Annotated in this window: 16 protein-coding genes; 4 read left to right on the forward strand and 12 right to left on the reverse strand. The window is 71.9% G+C overall.

The genetic code is table 11. The features are described from left to right. Positions 1–6 precede the first annotated feature (6 nt). Positions 7–987, reverse strand: coding sequence for an alpha/beta hydrolase (locus T336_RS24890; protein WP_051647084.1), 981 nt, complete (start codon positions 985–987; stop codon positions 7–9). A gap of 157 nt (positions 988–1144) precedes the next feature. Between T336_RS24890 and T336_RS24895 the strand changes: the two genes are divergently transcribed. Beyond that, complete coding sequence (locus T336_RS24895; protein ID WP_051647085.1) at positions 1145–1927, forward strand: response regulator; 783 nt, start codon at positions 1145–1147, stop codon at positions 1925–1927. Continuing rightward, positions 1924–3360 carry an ATP-binding protein gene (locus T336_RS0107745; RefSeq protein WP_244883896.1) on the forward strand — a complete coding sequence of 479 codons (1437 nt, stop codon included), beginning with the start codon at positions 1924–1926 and terminating at the stop codon, positions 3358–3360. Before T336_RS24895 ends, T336_RS0107745 begins: the two co-directional genes overlap by 4 nt. A 53-nt stretch (positions 3361–3413) precedes the next feature. Here T336_RS0107745 and T336_RS0107750 read toward each other — a convergent pair whose 3' ends face one another. The 3 genes from T336_RS0107750 to T336_RS0107760 form a co-directional block, all read right to left on the reverse strand. Further along, on the reverse strand, positions 3414–4859 hold the full coding sequence (locus T336_RS0107750) for a DUF1501 domain-containing protein (RefSeq protein ID WP_026432110.1): 1446 nt from the start codon (positions 4857–4859) through the stop codon (positions 3414–3416). 34 nt (positions 4860–4893) lie between these two features. Further along, complete coding sequence (locus tag T336_RS0107755; protein ID WP_026432111.1) at positions 4894–6735, reverse strand: DUF1800 domain-containing protein; 1842 nt, start codon at positions 6733–6735, stop codon at positions 4894–4896. A 194-nt stretch (positions 6736–6929) separates the two neighbouring features. Further along, the gene (locus T336_RS0107760; RefSeq protein ID WP_035225464.1) at positions 6930–8909 is read right to left on the reverse strand and encodes a methyl-accepting chemotaxis protein; all 1980 of its coding nucleotides are present in this window, start codon (positions 8907–8909) and stop codon (positions 6930–6932) included. A 379-nt stretch (positions 8910–9288) separates the two neighbouring features. On the opposite strand from T336_RS0107760, the gene T336_RS0107765 reads away from it, so the two are divergent. Both T336_RS0107765 and T336_RS0107770 read left to right on the forward strand, forming a co-directional pair. Continuing rightward, positions 9289–10230, forward strand: coding sequence for an EamA family transporter (locus tag T336_RS0107765; RefSeq protein ID WP_026432113.1), 942 nt, complete (start codon positions 9289–9291; stop codon positions 10228–10230). A gap of 46 nt (positions 10231–10276) precedes the next feature. Then, complete coding sequence (locus tag T336_RS0107770; protein ID WP_019703473.1) at positions 10277–10612, forward strand: SMR family transporter; 336 nt, start codon at positions 10277–10279, stop codon at positions 10610–10612. 84 nt (positions 10613–10696) lie between these two features. Here the strand turns inward: T336_RS0107770 and T336_RS0107775 are convergent, their stop codons facing one another. The 8 genes from T336_RS0107775 to fmt form a co-directional block, all read right to left on the reverse strand. Next, positions 10697–11698 carry a M14 family metallopeptidase gene (locus T336_RS0107775; protein WP_026432114.1) on the reverse strand — a complete coding sequence of 334 codons (1002 nt, stop codon included), beginning with the start codon at positions 11696–11698 and terminating at the stop codon, positions 10697–10699. Continuing rightward, on the reverse strand, positions 11698–12732 hold the full coding sequence (locus T336_RS0107780; RefSeq protein WP_026432115.1) for a Bug family tripartite tricarboxylate transporter substrate binding protein: 1035 nt from the start codon (positions 12730–12732) through the stop codon (positions 11698–11700). Before T336_RS0107780 ends, T336_RS0107775 begins: the two co-directional genes overlap by 1 nt. A 131-nt stretch (positions 12733–12863) precedes the next feature. Then, the gene (locus T336_RS0107785) at positions 12864–13811 is read right to left on the reverse strand and encodes a LysR family transcriptional regulator (protein WP_026432116.1); all 948 of its coding nucleotides are present in this window, start codon (positions 13809–13811) and stop codon (positions 12864–12866) included. A 40-nt stretch (positions 13812–13851) separates the two neighbouring features. Then, a complete protein-coding gene (gene pyrF / locus T336_RS0107790) occupies positions 13852–14676 on the reverse strand; it encodes an orotidine-5'-phosphate decarboxylase (protein WP_026432117.1) in 825 nt (274 codons plus the stop codon). A 31-nt stretch (positions 14677–14707) separates the two neighbouring features. Then, positions 14708–15904 carry a phosphoglycerate kinase gene (locus T336_RS0107795; protein ID WP_026432118.1) on the reverse strand — a complete coding sequence of 399 codons (1197 nt, stop codon included), beginning with the start codon at positions 15902–15904 and terminating at the stop codon, positions 14708–14710. Between the two features lie 138 nt (positions 15905–16042). Further along, positions 16043–16378 (reverse strand): AzlD domain-containing protein, encoded by a 336-nt coding sequence (locus T336_RS0107800; RefSeq protein WP_013596972.1) that lies wholly within the window; start codon positions 16376–16378, stop codon positions 16043–16045. After that, positions 16375–17175, reverse strand: coding sequence for an AzlC family ABC transporter permease (locus T336_RS0107805; RefSeq protein ID WP_035225507.1), 801 nt, complete (start codon positions 17173–17175; stop codon positions 16375–16377). The genes T336_RS0107800 and T336_RS0107805 overlap by 4 nt, the downstream gene beginning before the upstream one ends. 62 nt (positions 17176–17237) lie before the next feature. Next, entirely contained in the window at positions 17238–18227 is a 990-nt protein-coding gene (fmt, locus tag T336_RS0107810) for a methionyl-tRNA formyltransferase (protein WP_026432120.1), read from the reverse strand. Between the last annotated feature and the right edge of the window lie 9 nt (positions 18228–18236).

Genomic DNA, 18236 nt, shown 5'->3' on the forward strand with positions numbered 1-18236 from the left:
GGCCGCCTACCGCCGCAGCAGCCGCGCCACCAGCGGGTCCAGCGATGCCATGAAGTCTTCCACCGCCTGGGTGTAGCCACCGTCCAGCCCCAGGTCGCCGTTGATCTCCCCGTGGTCCAGGGGCTGCGGCAGCACCGTGGCGCGGCTGCCCCGGGCGTGCACCTTGCGGGCCATGGATTCGGCCTGCAGGCAGGGCTGGTCGGGCCGTTCCGTGGAGCAGACGAACTGCCAGGGGGGCGTGCCGGCCACCAGCTGGTCGTAAGGCGACAACCGGGCCCACGCGGCCGGATCGGTGCCGAAGGCTGCGTCGTAGAGCGGCAGGTGCGGCGCGGCCATGAACCGCGGCACGTCGAGCACGGCGCTGTCGAGAACGACGGTGCCGAGCCAGGGCCATGCCCCCCATTGCACCGCGGCGGCGGGCCGGGCATTGAGCAGGGCCACCAGGTGCGCCCCGGCCGAGTGCCCCATGAGGATGAACCGTCCCGCGTCCGCGCCCCATTCGCCCGCGTGCTGCTGGGCGGTGGCCAGCGCCAGGGCCACGTCCTGCGCCTGCTGCGCCACGGGCGTGTCGGGCAGCATGCGATAGTTGATCGACACCAGCACGAAGCCCTGCGGCACCCAGCGGGCGACCTTGTGCTCCACCACCTTGGGCATGGCCTTGTCGCCGGTGCGCCAGGCCCCGCCGTGCACCATGAAGATCACCGGTGCGCGCAGGCCCGGGGCCGGTGCGCCGGAGGTCGGCAGATAGACATCCATGCGCTGGCGCGGATCGGCGCCGTAGGGCAGGTCGACGATCCTGCGCACGCCGGCGGGCAGGGGGGCCGCGGCCGCTCCGCCCCGCATGCGTTCGGCCCAGCGACCGCGCGGGGATTCGCCGCCGTCGCCGATGCCGGCGCTCACGCTCTGGCCTGCTGCCAGCAGGACGACGCACAGGGCCAGGGAAGCGGCGCGGGAAGAGGGCGAGGGGCGGGTGGAGCGGTGGTTCATGGCTGCGGACTCCTGGACGGGGTGGTGCGGTGCAACGCGTTGGGGATGGTCTCCATGGTGCCCCGCGGGCCGGCCTGCGCGGTGAAGCGCGTGCGGCAAATCATGACAAGGCATGACAATCCGTCCAGGGGCCGTCACCGCCTGTCATCATCGCGCCATGACCGAACCGCTCGCCAGGATCCTCGTGGCCGACGACGAGCCCGACCTGCGCGCCCTGCTGCAGCGCTACCTGGGCGACCAGGGATACGCCGTGCGCGCCGTCGATGGCGCGGCGCCCCTGGAGCGGCTGCTCGCGCGCGAACGCTTCGACGTGCTGGTGCTGGATGTGATGATGCCCGGCGAGGACGGCCTTTCGCTGTGCCGCCGCCTGCGTGCGCAGGGCGAGACCATTCCCATCCTCATGCTGACTGCGCGCGGCGATCCGGTGGACCGCGTGGTGGGCCTGGAGATGGGGGCCGACGACTACCTGCCCAAGCCGTTCCAGCCGCGCGAGCTGCTCGCCCGCATCCAGGCCCTGGTGCGGCGCCAGCGCCTGCTGGGCGCACACCACGGGCCCGTGACCGCTGCCGCCGCGCCCGAGTGCATCGGGTTCGGCGACTGCACCCTCTGGCCCGGCACCCGCCGGCTGCAGCGGGCGGGGCAGGAGGTAGACCTGTCCAGCACCGAATTCGCCCTGCTGCTGGCATTCGCGCGCCAGCCGCGCCGGCCGCTGGGTCGCGACCGGCTCATCGCGCTGGCCTACGGCCCGGGCCACGTGGCCACCGACCGCAGCATCGACGTGCAGGTCATGCGCCTGCGCAAGCTCATCGAACCCGACCCCGCGCACCCCCGCTACCTGCGCACCGTGTGGGGCGTGGGCTATGTCTTCCTGCCCGATGGGCCGGTTCCGCTGCCCGCTGGCTCGCCCCGGGCGTCGCCCGGTCCGGAGGCGCCGCAATGAACACCGCGGCCTCCATGGCACCGGCCGGCCACGGCTGGCCGCGCAGCCTGTTCGGCCGCCATCTGCTGCTCATCGTGGCCCTGGTCGTGGCGGGGCAGCTGTGCGCGGCCTGGCTCGCGCGCCGCCTCATCGTGGAGCCGCGCATCGCCACGGCGGCCGAGGGCTCTGCACGCCAGCTGGCCGCGCTGCGCGCCGGCCTGCAGGCCCTGCCGCCCGCGCAGCGGCAGGCCTTCGTGGATGCCTTCAACCGCCAGGTGGCCGGCATGCAGGGAAGGGCGCAGGGACCGGGCACGCCCTCCCCTCAAGGCAGCCCTGCGCTGACGCCGCTGGAGCGCCGCTTCCAGCAGGCCCTGTCGGACCGCCTGGGCGCCACCGGCTGGCTGGTGCCCGGCACCGGGCCCGTTTGGCAGCGAGGGGGGGCGGGCGTGCTCTGGCTGCACCTGCAGCCGCTGCCGGATGCCGGCGCCGATCCGGCCGCGGCCTGGGTCGCGCTGCCGGTCACCGGCACGTTCCGCGCTTTCACGGGGGCCTGGCTCGCGGCCACGCTGGCCGGCGGGTTGCTGGCACTGGCCGGCGCCGCCTGGCTGCAGCGGCAGCTGCACCGCCCGCTGCGGCGCGTGGTGGCAGCGGCGCAGGCCATCGCGCGCGGGCAGCCCCACACGCCCCTTCCCGAGGATGGTCCGCAGGAGATCGCCGCGCTCGCGCACGGCATCAACCACATGGCCGAGGCCCTGCAGGCGGCCGACCGCGAGCGTGCGCTGATGCTCGCCGGCATCTCGCACGACCTGCGCACGCCGCTGACCAAACTGCGCCTTGCGGCGGAGATCGCCCGCCCGCACATGGAGCCGGCCCTGGCCGCGAGCATGGAGCGCAGCGTGGACGAGATGGATGCCGTGGTGGTGCAGTTCATGGATTTCGCGCGGCTGGATGCCGGCCCGGAAGGGCGCGAGGCTGCGCACGCCGCGCCCCTGGATGCCTTGGCCGAGGCCCTGGCGGAGGCGCAGGCCGGCCACGGCCGCGTGCTCGCGCTGGGGGGCGGCGCGCCCACGCCCGTGGCCGTGCAGCCCCGGGCCCTGCGCCGCGCGGTGGAGAACCTTGTCGAGAACGCCTGGCGCCACGGCCTGCCGCCCGTGGTGCTGCGCACGGGCGAGGATGCGGACGGCGCCACCGCCTGGATCGAGGTGGCCGACAGCGGGACCGGTATCGACCCCGCCGAACTGGAGCGGCTGCGCCGACCGTTCGCGCGTGGCAGCGGCACGGCCCGGGCCGGTACCCCGGGCGCCGGCCTGGGCCTGGCCATCGCCGACCGCGTGGCCCGGCTGCACGGCGGACGGCTCGACCTGCATGGGGTGCCGGGGCAGGGGTTGCGGGCGCGCATCGTGGTGCCCATGCGGCCTGCCCACGGCGATGCGCCCGTTCCGGGCCGCGAATAGGCCGTTCCCCAACGGTTGGCGGTAGCGGCAGCAACGCTCCGCGCGGTAGCGCTTCAGCCCATGAACCCCAGGTTCACCGGATACATCGATCCTCCGAAATTCCCGATGCGCGGCAGCACGCCTGCCAGCTCGGTATTCGCCACGCCGAACCAGCGCGCGAGCGTGGCAGCGTACTGGTCCACGGCGGTGCTGGGCAGCAGGCGCCCCTGGCCCACGTGCCACTGGTCTTCGCTGCCGCTGCCGTTGCCCACGCTGATGGGGGGCGGCGTGCCGTAGAAGGCTGCGCCGCGCACCGCGCCGCCGACGACGAAGTGGTGGCTGCCCCAGCCATGGTCGGAACCGTCGCCGTTCGACGTGAGCGTGCGGCCGAAGTCCGACGCGGTGAAGGCCGTGACCTTGTCCGCCACGCCCAGCTCCGCCGTGGCGTTGTAGAAGGCGGTCATGGCGCTGCTCACCTTGTCCAGCAGCACCTGCTGGGTGGCGATGAGGTTGTCGTGCAGGTCGAAGCCGCCCAGCGATACGAAAAACACCTGCCGCTTCGTGCCGAGCGTGCCCCGCGCCGCGATCAGCCGCGCCACCACCTTGAGCTGGTCGGCGAGCGCGTTGTTCGCGGGAAAGGCGGTGGACAGGTTCGTGCCGGCCAGGGCCGCGGAAATCTGCCCTTCCGCGCTGATGGAGCGCTGCGTGACGCGTGCGTATTCCGCCTCCAGCACATGGCTGCTGGCAGCCTGCACCAGGTCGCCGAGCACGCCGCGCACCGCGCTGGAGCCATAGACATTGTTCTTCACGCCGTTGATGGGCACGGCGCCGCTGGGACTGATCTGGTATTGCAGCGCCTGGTCGCCCGCCAGGAACACCGCATTGCCGCTGGCCGAGATGCAGGTGAAGAGCGAGGTGGCGTTGGACGACAGCGCGAGGTCGCCCAGGTTGCCGCCCCAGCCCACGGTGGAGCCTTCGGCACCCTGCGACTGCCACACCGACTGCTGGTCGTTGTGCGAGAAGAGCTTGGGCGGCAGCGGATAGTTGCGCCGGTCGCCGCTCGCGTACTGCGCGCGCGTGAGCGGCACCAGCAGCGGGCCCACGTTGAGCTGCACGGCCGCATGGCCGGCGTTGAAGAGGCCCGCCATGCCGGTCATGGCCGGATGCAGCGCGTACTGCAGGCCCCCCGCCAGCGGCGTGGCCGGCTGCAGCAGCGTGCCACCCAGCGCCCCCCGCCCGAGCGCGATGCCGCCGGCCGCGCCGTCGGAGCCGCCGCCGCGGATGGCGGCGTATTGCGTGTAGCGGCTGCTGTCGTACGGCACGACGGTGTTGGCGTAGTCGCAGCCGCCGAGCAGGAAGACGCAGACCAGCGCCTTGTAGTCCTGTGCGTCGAAGGCGGCGGCCTCGCCCATCGCGGCGAGATTGAGCGCCATGGGCAGCGCGGCACCGGTGGCGGCGAGCTGGGCCGAGCGGCGCAGGAAGGCGCGGCGCGTGTGGCGTGCGGGATCGATGAACGGCATGGAATGGGCTCCGGTGGGGGACGGCGCGGGCCGTTCACTTCTGCACGAGATAGGCCGGGCAGGCCATGACCAGGAAGACGGCCGCGGCGACGCGGTTGAGCTTGACCGCCGCGCTGCTCGAGGCCGTGACCGGGGTGGCTGCCAGCGCGTTGGCGATGCGCGCCTGCGTGACATCGGAGATCTGGCCTCCCGACAGCAGCAGTGCCACCTTGCGCACCAGCGCGGCTGGATCGGACACCAGCGGGAGCAGGGCGGCATAGTCGCAGGTGATGTCGAAGCCGTTGTTGCCGTTGCTCGCGTTGTTCTGCGGCAGGTCCGGCGCGTTCACGAACAGGCCGTTGCGGATCGCGTTCTGCATGAAGTTCAGGTAGCCGCCCACGCTGGACTCGGTGACGATCTGGAACTCCGGCGCCACCTGCCCGGCGGACGCCATGGCCGTGGAGGGCGGCACGTAGCCCGGCCGGAAGAAGTTGAACACCGACGGCGAGCGCAGCGGGCTCTGCCCCAGCCGCGAGGCCGGGTCGCTCAGGTCGCCGAGCTTCCAGCTGCCCCGGGCCGACCGCAGGCCGAACGTGCGGCCCCACTGCACGAAGCGCACCATGGGCTCGCGGAGCCGGCCGAAGGAGGTGCTGGAGAGACCGGCAGCGCCCCGGGCCTCGCTGTCGAGCAGGATCGCGGCCACGACGGCGCGCAGGTCGCCGCGCACGCCGCTGCCGTTGTTCGCGAAGACGGCCGCCACCCGCGCCACATAGCCCGGGCTGGGGTTGCTCGTCACCAGCCGCTGGATGAGCTGCCGGCCGATGAACGGGGCGACGTTGGGGTGGTTGAAGAGCGTATCCAGCGCGGTCTTCAGGGCCGCGTCGCCCGGGGTGCCCGCTGCGATCGTCGTGCCCAGGAAGGTCGCGGCCAGTGCCGAGTGCCGGCTGGGGACCAGCACCATCGGCCGCCCCGCCTGCTGCGGCCCCGGCACGGTGCTGGTGCCCACGGTGAAGGACTGGTTCTGGCTGCGGTCGTAGTCGTAGCCGGTGAACACCCGCGCGAGGTTGCTCACGTCGGAAGCCCCGTAGGTATCCATCCGGTTGCCGTTCGCGTCGCGCTGCTCGGTACCGTCGGCGTTCAGCCGGTACAGGCCCAGGGTGAAGAGCTGCATCACCTCGCGGGCGTAGTTCTCGTCCGGCTGGCGGCCGGTGCGCGCGTCTTCCTTCTGGCTGCCCAGGGCGTTGAGGTACACGCCCATGGCGGGGTTGAGCGTCACGGCCTCCAGCAGCGCGCGGAAATTGCCGAAGGCATGCCGGTTGAGCACGTCCCAGTAGCCGGCCGCGAGGAAGGCGGGCCAGGGCTGGTTGAGCCCGTTGGTGGACACCACCATGATCTCCGAGAGCGCCAGCGCCACGCGCTTGCGCACGGCATCGCGCTCGGTGAACAGCTGGCTCCACAGCATGTAGTCGGCGGGATAGGAGGCGTTGTGGTAGCGCGTGTCCGCGTTCGCCACGCCATAGCCGCGCTGCGCCAGCCAGTCGGTGCCCGTCGTGCCGATGGGCTGCGCGAACTGGTCGGCCAGCCAGGCGGCGTAGCCCTTGGTACGCACGGCGGAGGTGTCCTCGTCGGTGGCGGAGAACTGGGCCTGGAGCAGGAAGCGCGCCGCTTCCGCATCGGTGGCGGGCGCTGCGGAGGCCGCGCCGCCGGAGCTGGCGGCGGTGGCTTCCGCATAAACCGCCGGATCGCCGCTGCTGCCCCCGCCGCAGGCGGCCAGCAGGCTGGCCGCGGTGACGGCGGCCAGGACAGGTGGGGCCGGGAGTGCCGGTCCGGGGGAGGAGCGGGGCCGCGCCGGGTCAGCGGGCGGCACCTCGGCGGTGGCCGTGGGCGTGGGGTGCATGGGTCGGCTTCCGTTTCAGCGGAGGCGGCAAGGACCGCCGGATCCGGGAACCTGTGCCTAACGCGACGCACTGTTCCCGGTTGTCAGCATGCGCCCTGGTTTGCGGAAAAATCGTGACGAAATGTTATTCGTGCAGGGTGTTGTTGTGCGGCGGAGTCACCCTGCCTGCCATGGCGTGGCTGGTCAGGTGGCGGTCAGGCGGCCCGGCCCTGGCCGATGCGCAGCGCGCTGCCTGCGCCCGGCTCGTCCCCTGCCGCGAGCCGGAAGACGGCCGCGGCGCGCACCAGTTCGTCGGCCTGCGTGCGCAGGCCATTGGCCGCCGCGGCCATTTCCTCGACCAGCGCCGCGTTCTGCTGGGTGGCCTGGTCCATCTGCGTCACGGCCTCGCCCACCTGAGCGACACCCTGGCTCTGCTCCTGGCTCGCTTCGCTGATCTCGCCCATGATGCCGGTCACGCGCTGGATGGCCTGCACCACCTCGGCCATGGTCGCGCCCGCCTGGTCGGCGAGTTCGCCGCCCTGCTGCACGCGCTGCACGCTGTCGCCGATGAGCGCCTTGATTTCCTTGGCGGCCTCGGCGCTGCGCCCGGCCAGGGCCCGCACCTCGCCCGCCACCACGGCGAAGCCCCGGCCCTGCTCGCCGGCGCGGGCGGCTTCCACGGCCGCGTTCAGTGCGAGGATGTTGGTCTGGAACGCGATGGAATCGATCACCCCGATGATGTCGGCGATCTTGCCGGACGCGGTGCGGATGCCCTGCATGGTCTGCACCACCTGCGTGACGACCTCCCCGCCCTGGGCGGCGACCAGGCTGGCATTCATGGCAAGCTGGTTGGCCTGGCGCGCGTTGTCCGCGTTCTGCCGCACGGTGGCCGTCATCTGCTCCATCGAGGCGGCGGTTTCCTCCAAGGCACTGGCCTGGCTTTCCGTGCGTGCCGAGAGGTCCATGTTGCCCTGGGCGATCTCCGCGCTGGCCGTGGCCACGCCTTCGGCACCACCGCGCACCTGGGCCACCATGGGCTTGAGGCGCGCTCGCATCTGCTGCTGCGCCGCGATGAGCCGGCCGACCTCGTTGGTGCCGTGCGGCACGTCGTCGCCGCTCAGGTCGCCGTCGGCCACGGCGCTGGCCAGCCGCACCGCCTGCGCGAGCGGCTGGGTGATCGAGCGCATGAACACCACGCCCAGGCCCAGGCCCAGCGCGAGCGCGAGCAGCAGCGCGGCCGAGGCGGCGCCCAGTTTCCGCTGGTCGGCGGACACGCGCTCCAGCAGCGCCGCATCCAGGCTGGCCATCGCGGTGGTGTTGAGCTGGTTCAGCGCTTCCAGCGTGCCGGTGAGCTGGTCGAAATAGTCCTTGGCGGGCATGGTGATCTCGCTGGCCGACAGCAGGCTGCGGTCCACCAGCTGGCGCGATGCCGCCACGCGCTGGCGCACGTCCTGCACCGGCCCGGCCAGGGTCTTGCGCAGGTCTTCGTCCACCAGCGCGCGCTCGAAATTGCGGAAGGTATCCGCCTCCAGCTCGCCCACGCGCTGCTGCAGCGCCTGCAGCGCGCCCTTGCCTTCCGGCGGCAGGGCCTGGCGTGCGAGGTAGCCGGAGCCCTGCCCGCGCAGCAGGCCGAGCTTTTCCCCGAGCATGGGCGAGTTCACCACCGCGGCCTGGATCAGGTCCTGCGTGGCCATGTCCGGATCGGTCTGGAAACCATAGTGGTGCAGCAGTTCCTCTCCGATCTGCATCAGCGTGCCCACGAGCTGCGTGTGCTGGGCGAGGCTCTGCGGCGGCTGCAGGGAGCGCGCGGCAACGGCCTGTTCCAGGCTCTGCCAAGTCTGGGCGGCGGCGTTCCAGGCCTGCATCTGGGCCTGCGGCACACCGGCCTGGGCAAATGCCTTTCCGGCTTCCGCGAAGGCCTGGTTGAGCGCATCGCGCGCGGCGGGCCGGCGCGCCGCCAGCGCCTCGTCGCCGCCCAGCATGGCCGCAGACAATCCGCGATGGACCTGCAGCCGCTGTACCGCCTGGTTGACCGCGATCAGCGCCGGCGCGCCCTGGCTTTCGTAGCGGGCCGCGCCGATCTGCTGGAGCGCGCCACGCACGTACAGCACGGTGGGCAGTGCGCCCATGAGCAATGCGATCACCCCGAGGATCAGGAATTTGTGGAGCAGGCTCAGTCGGTGCAGCATGGACATGTATTGGCGTCTGTTGAGTGAAAGGGCTTGCGCGGCGGCCCCTCCCCCCGCGCGCGTTGCCGGCGATTCGCCACCGTGCGTAAGCAATTGTGAAACACGCCTCATGCAAATGGTATGCCGGAGGGCGGAAAAATTGACGGATATCAAGTCGGCGCCATCTTCATAATCTCTGAAGTCGGCCGACCCTGCAACGCGACAGTCGCGCGCCTCCCGGCGGGCCCCTCTACCCGTGCTGTGCAAGCCTCTTCCTTTTTCCCTCCCTTCCCAGGATTTCCATGCCTTTCCTGCTTCCGTCTTTCCCCGTCACACCGCTTCCGGCGCGGCCACGAGCCATGTCCGCGAAGGCGCGTACTGCCGGTGGCGGTTGCGGGGGCGGCCGGTGAGCGCCGGGCCGCAATCCGCGCCGCTGGCACCGCGCGACCTGCTGGCGGCGCTGGCGGTCGTCGTGCTCTGGGGCGTCAATTTCGTCGCCATGAAATGGGGACTGCGCTCCTTCACCCCGTTCCAGCTGGGCGCCATGCGCTACGTGTTCGCGGCCCTGCCGCTCGTGTTCTTCCTGCGGCCGCCCGCCGTGCGCTGGCGCTGGGTGGTGCTCTACGGGCTTTTCCAGGGCGTGGGGCAGTTCGGCATGGTCTTCCTCGCCTTGCGCGTGGGGCTGACCGCGGCGCTGGCGAGCGTGCTGCTGCAGACCCAGGTCTTCTTCACCGCGTTCTGGGCCTTCCTGCTGCTGCACGAGCGGCCGGGCCGGCCGCTGCTCGTCGGGCTGGGCCTGGCCGCGCTGGGCCTGGCCTGTTTCGGCATGCATTTCATCGCGCCCGGCGCAGTCTCGGACGACGTGACCCTGGCAGGCGTGGGGCTCGCGCTCTGCGGCGCCGCTTCATGGGCCGCATCGAACATCGTGGCGCGCAAGGCCCAGCAGGAGTCGCCGGGCTACCGGCCCCTGGCCTTCGTGGCCTGGAGCAGCCTCGTGCCCATCCTGCCCTTCATGGCGCTGTCCGCGGCCTTCGATGCCGACGCCCCGCGCTGGATGCAGGCCGATGCCTGGGCCGCCCTGCCCTGGCTGGCCTGGGGCTCCGTCGCCTACCTCGGCTGGGCGGCCACCATCCTGGGCTACGGCCTCTGGACCGGGCTGCTGACGCGCTACCCGGCCAACCGCGTGGCCCCGTTCAGTCTCGCCGTGCCGGTCGTGGGCCTGTCCGCCGGCATGCTGGTGCTCGGCGAAACCGTCTCGCCGTGGCAGTGGGCCGGCATCGCGGCGGTCGTGGCCGCGCTGGCCTGCGTGGTGCTGGGGCCGCGCTGGGCCGCGGCACGGCGGCGATAGGCCCCGGGCCCACGCCGTCTTCGCGGGCCGGTGTCCAATCGGTGCCATGGGCATCCACCACCTCTACCTCGCGATAGCGATCGGCGCCGAGGTCCTCGCGACCTCTTTCCTCAAGGCCTCGGATGGCTTCACCCGGCCCGTGCCGAGCCTGGTCACCGTGGCCGGCTATGGCGTGTCGTTCTATTTCCTGTCGCTCACCCTGCAGGCGATCCCCACGGGCATCGCCTATGCCATCTGGTCCGGCGTGGGCATCGTGCTCGTCTCGGCCATCGGCTGGCTGGCCTACGGCCAGCGGCTGGACGGCCCCGCGCTGGCCGGCATGGGGCTGATCCTGGCGGGCGTGCTGGTGATCAACCTGTTCTCCCGCACCGCCGGCCACTGATACGGATTCGCGATCAAGGCGATAACCGCGTTGCTTCGCCCTGTTCCCGCTTTGATGGCAAATTCGTATGAGGCGGTGCAGCGATCACAGCGGGCGCCGCCGCGCGAAGCGCACCACGGTCACGCCCGCGCGGGCCTGGCGTGTGGAAGGCATCACCAGCACGCAGTCGTCATAGGGCGTGGCGACGGGCTCGCCGTCGTTGTCGCCGATCACCGTGCCCGCCTGGGGGATCACGTCCAGGGCTGCCACGGGCCGCGTGAAGCGGAAGCCGCTGCTGCGCGCCACGACCGGGCCGGTCACTTCCAGTACCCATTGCCGCGGCGCATCGGGCTGCCGCCAGCCGGGCAGCGCCCGTGCCAGCGTGGCCGCGTCCAGCGAACCTGCCGCTTCCAGGAACCGCACGCACTGGTCGCGCGCCACGGTGCGGCTGGCCGGGTCGCCATGGAAGCCGCACTCGATGAGCAGCGAGCGCGTGCCGTCGGGGCCCGCTTCTTCGGCATCCGGGCGGCCGAAGCGGCCGTAGTCGCGCATGCGCACGCCGTCCTGGTGGCCGGCGTCGGCCACCACGTACTCGGGCGCGCCCATGCGCCGCGCCAGGGCATGGTTGCGCGCATGCGTGCCGGTCAGCAGCAGCGGTGCGCCCGGCTCGTGCATGGAGTGCAGGTCGAGCAGCCAGCCGGCCTCGCGCACGAACGGGCGCAGCGCGGCGGCGCGGCGGCGCTCCTGCGTGTCCGCGGCATCCAGGCGGTCGTCGCTCCACTGGCGGTTCATGTCCTGGTCCACGAAGCGCGAAGCGTCGTGGTCCTGCGGGTCGAAGCGGTCGAAGGCCGCCAGGTTGCAGAACGCCAGGGTGAGCCGGCCTGCCCCGGGGCGGATGCCGGCCTCCAGCAGGTCGCGCAGCGCCCAGGCGCCGCACAGCTCGTTGCCGTGCACGAGCGCGGTGATCAGCACGTCCGGCCCGGGCACGCCGGAATCGAAGCGCCAGACGCCTTCGGTGCCGGTGTTGCCGGCACGCCATGCGCCGAGGTCGGGCTTCGGGAGCTCGAAGCGCAGGGAGGAATCAGCGGTATGGAGGGGCACAGGCATCACTCTTCGATCTTGGCGAACTGGACGATCTTGCGGTACTTGGCCACTTCGGCGGCCAGGTAGGCGTCGAGGTCCACGGCGGGGGACGCCACGACCGATCCGCTGGCTTCCATCTTCTTGCGGAAATCGGGCGACTGCAGGGCTTCGCGCGTCGCCTTGCGCAGCTTGTCCGCCACCGGGCGCGGCAGGTTCGCGGGGCCCATCAGCGCGAACCACACGTTGATGTCCACGTTCTTGAACTGCGGCAGCTCGGCCAGGGCCGGGATGTCGGGCGTGATCGCCGAGCGGCGCGCCTCGGTCGTGCCCAGCGCGACCACCTTGCCGCTGCGGATGTGCGGCAGCGCGCTGGAGAGCACGAACACCCCGAACTCGATGTTGTTGCCCATCAGGTCGCTGGTCAGCGGCGCCACGCCGCGGTAGGGAATGTGCGTCATGAAGAGCTGGCCCTGCTCCTTGACCATCTCGCCGGCCAGGTGCAGCGAGGTGCCCACGCCCGAGCTGCCGTAGCTGGTCTTGCCCGGCTGCGAGCGCACGCGCTGCACGAAATCGGCGGCGTTCTTCACGCCCGAGCCGGAGGACGCCACCAGCACCAGCGGCTGCGAGGCCACCAGCGCCAGCGCGGTGAAATCCTTGACGTCGTACTTGACCTTTTTCGTGACGAGCCGGTTGATGGCGATCTCGTTGCTCGCGCCCAGCAGCAGCGTATAGCCGTCGGGCGCGCTGCTGGCCACCTTCTGCGCGCCGATCGCGCCGCCGGCCCCGCCGAGGTTCTCGATCACGACCGGTACGCCCAGGCGCGAGGAGAGTTCCGGCCCCAGGGTGCGGGCCGTCAGGTCCGTGCTGCCGCCGGGCGGATAGCCCACGACCAGGGTGATCGGCCGCGCGGGCCAGGCGTCCTGTGCAAGTGCGTACTGCGGGCCGGCCATGGCGGCGACCAGCGCCAGCGGGGCGAGCAGGGCGAGCGAGCGTCGGCGGCCCGCGTGGGCTTGGCTGCGCCCAGGGCCACTGGCCTGGAAGGGGCGGAATGAGGACATGGGACGATCTCCGTGGGCGGTAGGGTATGTGCAGGGGTGGGCCGATTGTGGGAGCCGCGTGCAGCTGTGCGGTGCTGAATGGGCACCAGCCCGTGCTGATTCGGCACCATGATGCCGGAGTGGCCCGGCCGTCAGGAGCGCGCGAGGGCCTGCCAGACCGCCTCGGCGGCATCGGTGAGCCGGCGCTTGGGCCGCACCAGGCGCACGTCGAACCGCAGTTCCAGGCGGCGCTCGCCGGCCGGCGCGAGCCGCCCTGCCTGGCAATCAGACCGCACCATGGACCACGGCAGCCAGGCCACGCCCAGCCCGCGGTGCACGTACTCGTATTGCGCGTCGGCCGAGTCGCATTCGATGATGCGGCGCAGCCGTGGCGCCAGCGGATGCCGGGCCAGCAGGTCTTCCACCAGGCGGCCGAGCGCCAGCGTATCGGCATAGGCAAGGTAGGGCACGGCGGGGCCCGACGAGGCCAGCGCGTGCCGCGGCAGGCCCTGGGCATCCGCGCGCGATACGGGCACGAGCTTGTCGGATGCGAGCGTGGCGTGCGCGTACGAGCGCCCATCCAGCCGCACTTCGAGCGCGGCATGGTGGTAGCCCAGCCAGAAATCCGCCTCGCCGCGCTCCAGCATCTCCACCGTCTGTGCCAGCCCGTTGGTCACCACCCGCAGCTCTGCGGACTGCAGGACCGCCCGCAGCCGCGGGAGTGCATCCGCCAGCGCCGTGCGCGCCAGCGTGCGGCCCGTGGCGATGGTGACCGACCGCGCCTGCCGGCCGGCGATGGCGCGCAACTCTTCCTGCGATTGCAAAAGCTCGCGCGCCAGCTGCTCGGCCGTCGCGAGAAAGGCCGTCCCCGCCGCGGTCAGCCGTACCGGCCCACCCACGCTGCCGCGGCTATGAAGCGGGCCCGTGTCCTGCTTCGCCTCCTGACTGCCGCGTTCGACCAGGGCCGTCCCGGCCCAGGCCTCCAGTGCACGGATGCGCCGTCCGAACGCGGGATGCGTGACATGCCGCTGCTCGGCAGCACGCGTGAAGCTGCGCTCGCGCGCCAGCGCGATGAAGTCTTCCACCCATTTGAGCTGCATGCAGAGGGTGGATGGATCGGCGGTGCGGGTTGGCCCGGCCTCAGCCCCGCGCCGCGTTCAACGCAGCGCGCGTGGCCTGCGCGGCCTGCCGCGCCGCAGCGGCGAAGCCCTCGTCCCCGCTCGCATACAGGATGGCGCGCGAGGAGTTCACGACGATCGGGCCGTCCGGGCGCAGGCCGGCGCGCACCGTGGCCGCCGCGTCGCCGCCCTGGGCCCCCACGCCCGGGATGAGCAGCGGCAGCGTCGGGGCGAGGGCGCGCACGCGCTCGATCTCGGCCGGGTAGGTGGCGCCCACCACGAGGCCCAGCTGGCCGTTGCGGTTCCAGGGGCCCTGTGCCTGCCGCGCGATGTGTTCGAACAGCAGCGGCTGCCCGTCCACGCTCGCCAGGCGCTGGCTCTGCAGGTCATCGCCGCCGGGGTTGGAGGTGCGGCACAGCAGGAACGCGCCCTTGCCGTGGTAGGCCAGGTAGGGCTCGATCGAATCGAAGCCCATGAAGGGCGAGAGCGTCACCGCATCGGCACCGTAGCGCTCGAAGGCCTCGATCGCGTACTGCTGGGCCGTGGAGCCGATGTCGCCGCGCTTGGCATCCAGGATGACCGGCACGTGCGGCGCCGTGGCGCGCATGTGCCGCATGAGGCGCTCGAGCTGCTCTTCCGCGCGGTGCGCCGCGAAATACGCGATCTGCGGCTTGAAGGCGCAGGCGAGGTCGGCCGTGGCATCGACGATCGCCGCGCAGAAGTCGTAGATACGGCCTGCGTCTCCGCGCAGGCCGGCGGGAAAGCGCGCGGGTTCGGGGTCCAGGCCCACGCAGAGCAGGGAGTCGTTGCGCGCGGTGGCATCCCGCAGTTGTTCGATGAAGGTCATGGCCGCCAATCGTCGGGTGGTCGCAGGCAGCTCACGCGGCGCTGGCGCGCTTTTGCAGGATCTCGAAGGCCGGAAGCGTCTTGCCTTCCAGCACTTCCAGGAAGGCGCCGCCGCCGGTGGAGATGTAGCCCACTTCCTTCTCGATGCCGTACTTCGCGATGGCGGCCAGCGTGTCTCCACCGCCGGCGATGCTGAAGGCCGGCGACTCGGCGATGGCCTGGGCGATGGCCTTGGTGCCGTTCTCGAAGGCGGCGAACTCGAACACGCCCACCGGCCCGTTCCAGACGATGGTGCCGGCGGCCTTGAGCTGGGCGGCCAGCTTCGCGGCCGTCTGCGGGCCGATGTCCAGGATCAGGTCGTCGTCGGCCACGTCGGCTGCGGCCTTGACGGTGGCGGGCGCATCGGCCGAGAAGGTCTTGGCGACCACCACGTCGGTGGGAATCGGCACCTCGGCGCCGCGCGCCTTCATGGCCTCGATCACGGCCCGGGCCTCGTCCACCAGATCGGGCTCGGCCAGGCTCTTGCCGATCGACAGCCCCGCGGCCAGCATGAAGGTGTTGGCGATGCCCCCGCCCACGATGAGCTGGTCCACCTTGTCGGACAGGCTCTTGAGGATGGTCAGCTTGGTGGAGACCTTGCTGCCCGCCACGATGGCGGCCAGCGGGCGCGCGGGCTGGGCCAGCGCCTTGCCGATGGCATCGATCTCTGCGGACAGCAGCGGGCCGGCGCAGGCCACCTTCGCGTACTCGGCGATGCCGTAGGTCGTGCCCTCGGCGCGGTGCGCGGTGCCGAAGGCATCGTTCACGTAGATGTCGCACAGCCGTGCCATCTTCTGCGCCAGTTCGGGCTTGTTCTTCTTCTCGCCCACGTTCACGCGGCAGTTCTCCAGCAGCACGACCTGGCCGGGCTGCACCTGCACGCCGTCCACCCAGTCGGCCACCAGGGGCACCTCGCAGCCGAGCAGTTCCGACAGGCGCGCCGCCACGGGCGCGAGCGAATCCGCGGGCGTGAGCGTGCCTTCCGTGGGGCGGCCGAGGTGGCTCGTCACCATCACCGCGGCGCCCGCGTCCAGCGCCATCCGGATGCACGGCACGGATGCGCGGATGCGCGTGTCTTCGGTGATGCGGCCGTCGTCGTCCTGGGGCACGTTCAGATCGGCGCGGATGAACACGCGCTGGCCGCGGGCCTGGCCTTGGGCGCAGAGGTCGGAAAAGCGAAGGATTTGCATGGGCTGGAACGGTGTGGAAAAGCCCGGCCGGCCACCAGGAGTGGCGCGCGGGCGGGCTGGGGCAAAAAAACTGCGAGGGATTGTAGGCGCCGCAGCCCGGGGCACTTCGTAGGCGGCGGCCCACAGGCGCGCGGAGCGCTACCAGCCCAGGCCGATGTGCAGCGGCAGATAGACCGCCATGCCCACGCAGATCGTGCCCAGGATGCCGTGGCGCCAGAAATAGTAGGCCGCGGCGCAGGCCATTGCCGGCAGCCGGGCGTCCTGTAGTGTCCCGATGAATTCGCCGTCCGCCATGAAAAGCTCCGGCGCGAGCACGGCCGCCAGCGCCGCGAGCGGGGCATATTTGAGCCCGCGCTTGAGCCAGTCGGGCATCGGGAGCTCTTTCTCGGGAATCATGAAGAAGGCACGCGTGATGAGCGTGATCAGCGCCAGCCCCACGGTCGCCACCACGATCTCCGTCACCGAGGCGTTCATGGATGGTCCTCCTCGCGCAGCGGCACCACGTCGCCGTCCTGCACGTGCTTCTTCTCGTCCGGCCGCAGCGTGCCGTGCGCCGGCACGAGCCGCACCTCGGGCCTGCGCCGCAGGTGGCGGTCCGCTGCCTCGATCATCAGCCCCGCGGCCACGGCGGCTGCGATCGCGACCAGGATGTTGAGCTTGAGCGGCAGCGAGAACGCGGCGATCGCCGCCGTCATCGCCACGCCCGTGGCGATCCAGGTGGCGCGGTCGAAGAGCATGGACAGCAGCACGCCCAGCAGCGCCAGCACGCCCGCGAAGCCCAGTCCCCACGACAGCGGCACCACGTTCGCGAGCAGGATGCCGGTGATGGACGGAATCTGCCAGGAGCACCAGTTGAGCACCGCCGCGCCCCAGAAATAGGGCACCTGCTCGGCCTGCGGCGCAGGGCGGGGGAAGCGCTTCATGAACGCGACGAAGATCACGTCGCCACTGAAATATCCCACCGCCAGCCGTTGGCGGCGCGGCAGCCACGCGAAATAGCTGCGCCACATGCTGCTGAAGATGACGAACCGCAGGTTCACGCACGAGGCCGCGAGCCACATCACCCACAGCGGCGCCCCCGCGGCGAGCAGCGGCAGCACGGTGAGCTGGGCGCTGCCTGCATAGACGGTGAGCGACATGAAGATCGCCAGGCCCACGGGCATGCCGCTCTTGACCATCGCCACCCCGGTCACCAGTCCCCAGGCGCCGATGCCCACGCTGGTGCCGATCATGTCGATCATGCCGGTGCGGAAAAACGGATGCCGCACCATCTCCCCCGCCGATTGCGGCACGGCGCAGGGCGGTTCGGTGGATGGCGCGTCCCCAGGCATGCTCATGTGCCGGCCTCGCCGCCGAGCACCATGCCCGGCACCAGCGGATGGCCGCGCAGGAAGTCACCCACCGGCAGCCGCTTGCCACCCGCGCGCTGCAGCACCGTGAGGCGCAGCACGCCATCCGCCGCGCCGGGCCCGCCGCAGGCCACGGCCACGCCGGCCTCGTCCACCTGCAGGATCTCCCCGGGCCGCGCGCCTTCCGGCGGCGTCGCCTGCAGCGGCTCGCATCCCCAGACCTTGATGGTCTCGGCGCCGCATTGCGTCGAGGCGCCGGGGAACGGATCGAACGCGCGCACGCGCCGGTCGATCGCCGCGGCGGGCAGCTTCCAGTCGATCGCGCTCTCGGCCTTCTCGATCTTGTGCGCGTAGGTCACGCCTTCGGCCGGCTGGGGCGTGCCCGACAGGCCGCCGCAGGCCGCCAGCTCCATGGCCTCCACGATCAGCCGGCCGCCCAGGTCGGCCAGCCGGTCGTGCAGCGTGGCCGTGGTCTCGCGCGGCGCGATGGGTGTTCTTTCGATGAGCAGCATGGCCCCCGTGTCCAGGCCGGCATCCATCTGCATGATGGTCACGCCCGTCTCGGCGTCGCCCGCCTCGATGGCGCGGTGGATGGGCGCCGCGCCGCGCCAGCGCGGCAGCAGGCTCGCGTGGATGTTCAGGCAGCCGAGCCGGGGCAGGTCCAGCACCCACTGCGGCAGGATCAGGCCGTAGGCCGCGACCACCATGGCGTCGGCCCCGGCCGCCTCCAGCGCGGCGCGCGCGGCGGCAGCGTCATCGGCATATTTGCCGTCCAGCCGGAGCCCGCGCGGCTGCGCCACGGCAATGCCGTGGGCCAGCGCGCACTGCTTGACGGGCGACGCCTGCAGCTTCATGCCCCGGCCGGCGGGGCGGTCGGGCTGGGTGAGCACGAGGGGGACTTCGGCGCCCGCGGCGAGCAGGCGCTCCAGGGCCACCCGGGCGAACTCGGGCGTGCCCGCAAAAATGATCTTCATGGCAACGGA

Source organism: Paracidovorax oryzae ATCC 19882, from assembly GCF_000687165.1.
Taxonomy (GTDB): domain Bacteria; phylum Pseudomonadota; class Gammaproteobacteria; order Burkholderiales; family Burkholderiaceae_C; genus Paracidovorax; species Paracidovorax oryzae.

Coding starts and splice junctions, on each gene's coding strand:
- T336_RS0107785 (WP_026432116.1), bottom strand. CDS start 13,811: ATGCAGCTCAAATGGGTGGAAGACTTCATCGCGCTGGCGCGCGAGCGC.
- pyrF (WP_026432117.1), bottom strand. CDS start 14,676: ATGACCTTCATCGAACAACTGCGGGATGCCACCGCGCGCAACGACTCC.
- T336_RS0107805 (WP_035225507.1), bottom strand. CDS start 17,175: ATGGTGCGGCATCCGTTTTTCCGCACCGGCATGATCGACATGATCGGC.
- T336_RS0107760 (WP_035225464.1), bottom strand. CDS start 8,909: ATGTCCATGCTGCACCGACTGAGCCTGCTCCACAAATTCCTGATCCTC.
- fmt (WP_026432120.1), bottom strand. CDS start 18,227: ATGAAGATCATTTTTGCGGGCACGCCCGAGTTCGCCCGGGTGGCCCTG.
- T336_RS0107745 (WP_244883896.1), top strand. CDS start 1,924: ATGAACACCGCGGCCTCCATGGCACCGGCCGGCCACGGCTGGCCGCGC.
- T336_RS24890 (WP_051647084.1), bottom strand. CDS start 987: ATGAACCACCGCTCCACCCGCCCCTCGCCCTCTTCCCGCGCCGCTTCC.
- T336_RS0107795 (WP_026432118.1), bottom strand. CDS start 15,904: ATGCAAATCCTTCGCTTTTCCGACCTCTGCGCCCAAGGCCAGGCCCGC.
- T336_RS0107750 (WP_026432110.1), bottom strand. CDS start 4,859: ATGCCGTTCATCGATCCCGCACGCCACACGCGCCGCGCCTTCCTGCGC.
- T336_RS0107780 (WP_026432115.1), bottom strand. CDS start 12,732: ATGTCCTCATTCCGCCCCTTCCAGGCCAGTGGCCCTGGGCGCAGCCAA.
- T336_RS0107775 (WP_026432114.1), bottom strand. CDS start 11,698: ATGCCTGTGCCCCTCCATACCGCTGATTCCTCCCTGCGCTTCGAGCTC.
- T336_RS0107770 (WP_019703473.1), top strand. CDS start 10,277: ATGGGCATCCACCACCTCTACCTCGCGATAGCGATCGGCGCCGAGGTC.
- T336_RS24895 (WP_051647085.1), top strand. CDS start 1,145: ATGACCGAACCGCTCGCCAGGATCCTCGTGGCCGACGACGAGCCCGAC.
- T336_RS0107755 (WP_026432111.1), bottom strand. CDS start 6,735: ATGCACCCCACGCCCACGGCCACCGCCGAGGTGCCGCCCGCTGACCCG.
- T336_RS0107800 (WP_013596972.1), bottom strand. CDS start 16,378: ATGAACGCCTCGGTGACGGAGATCGTGGTGGCGACCGTGGGGCTGGCG.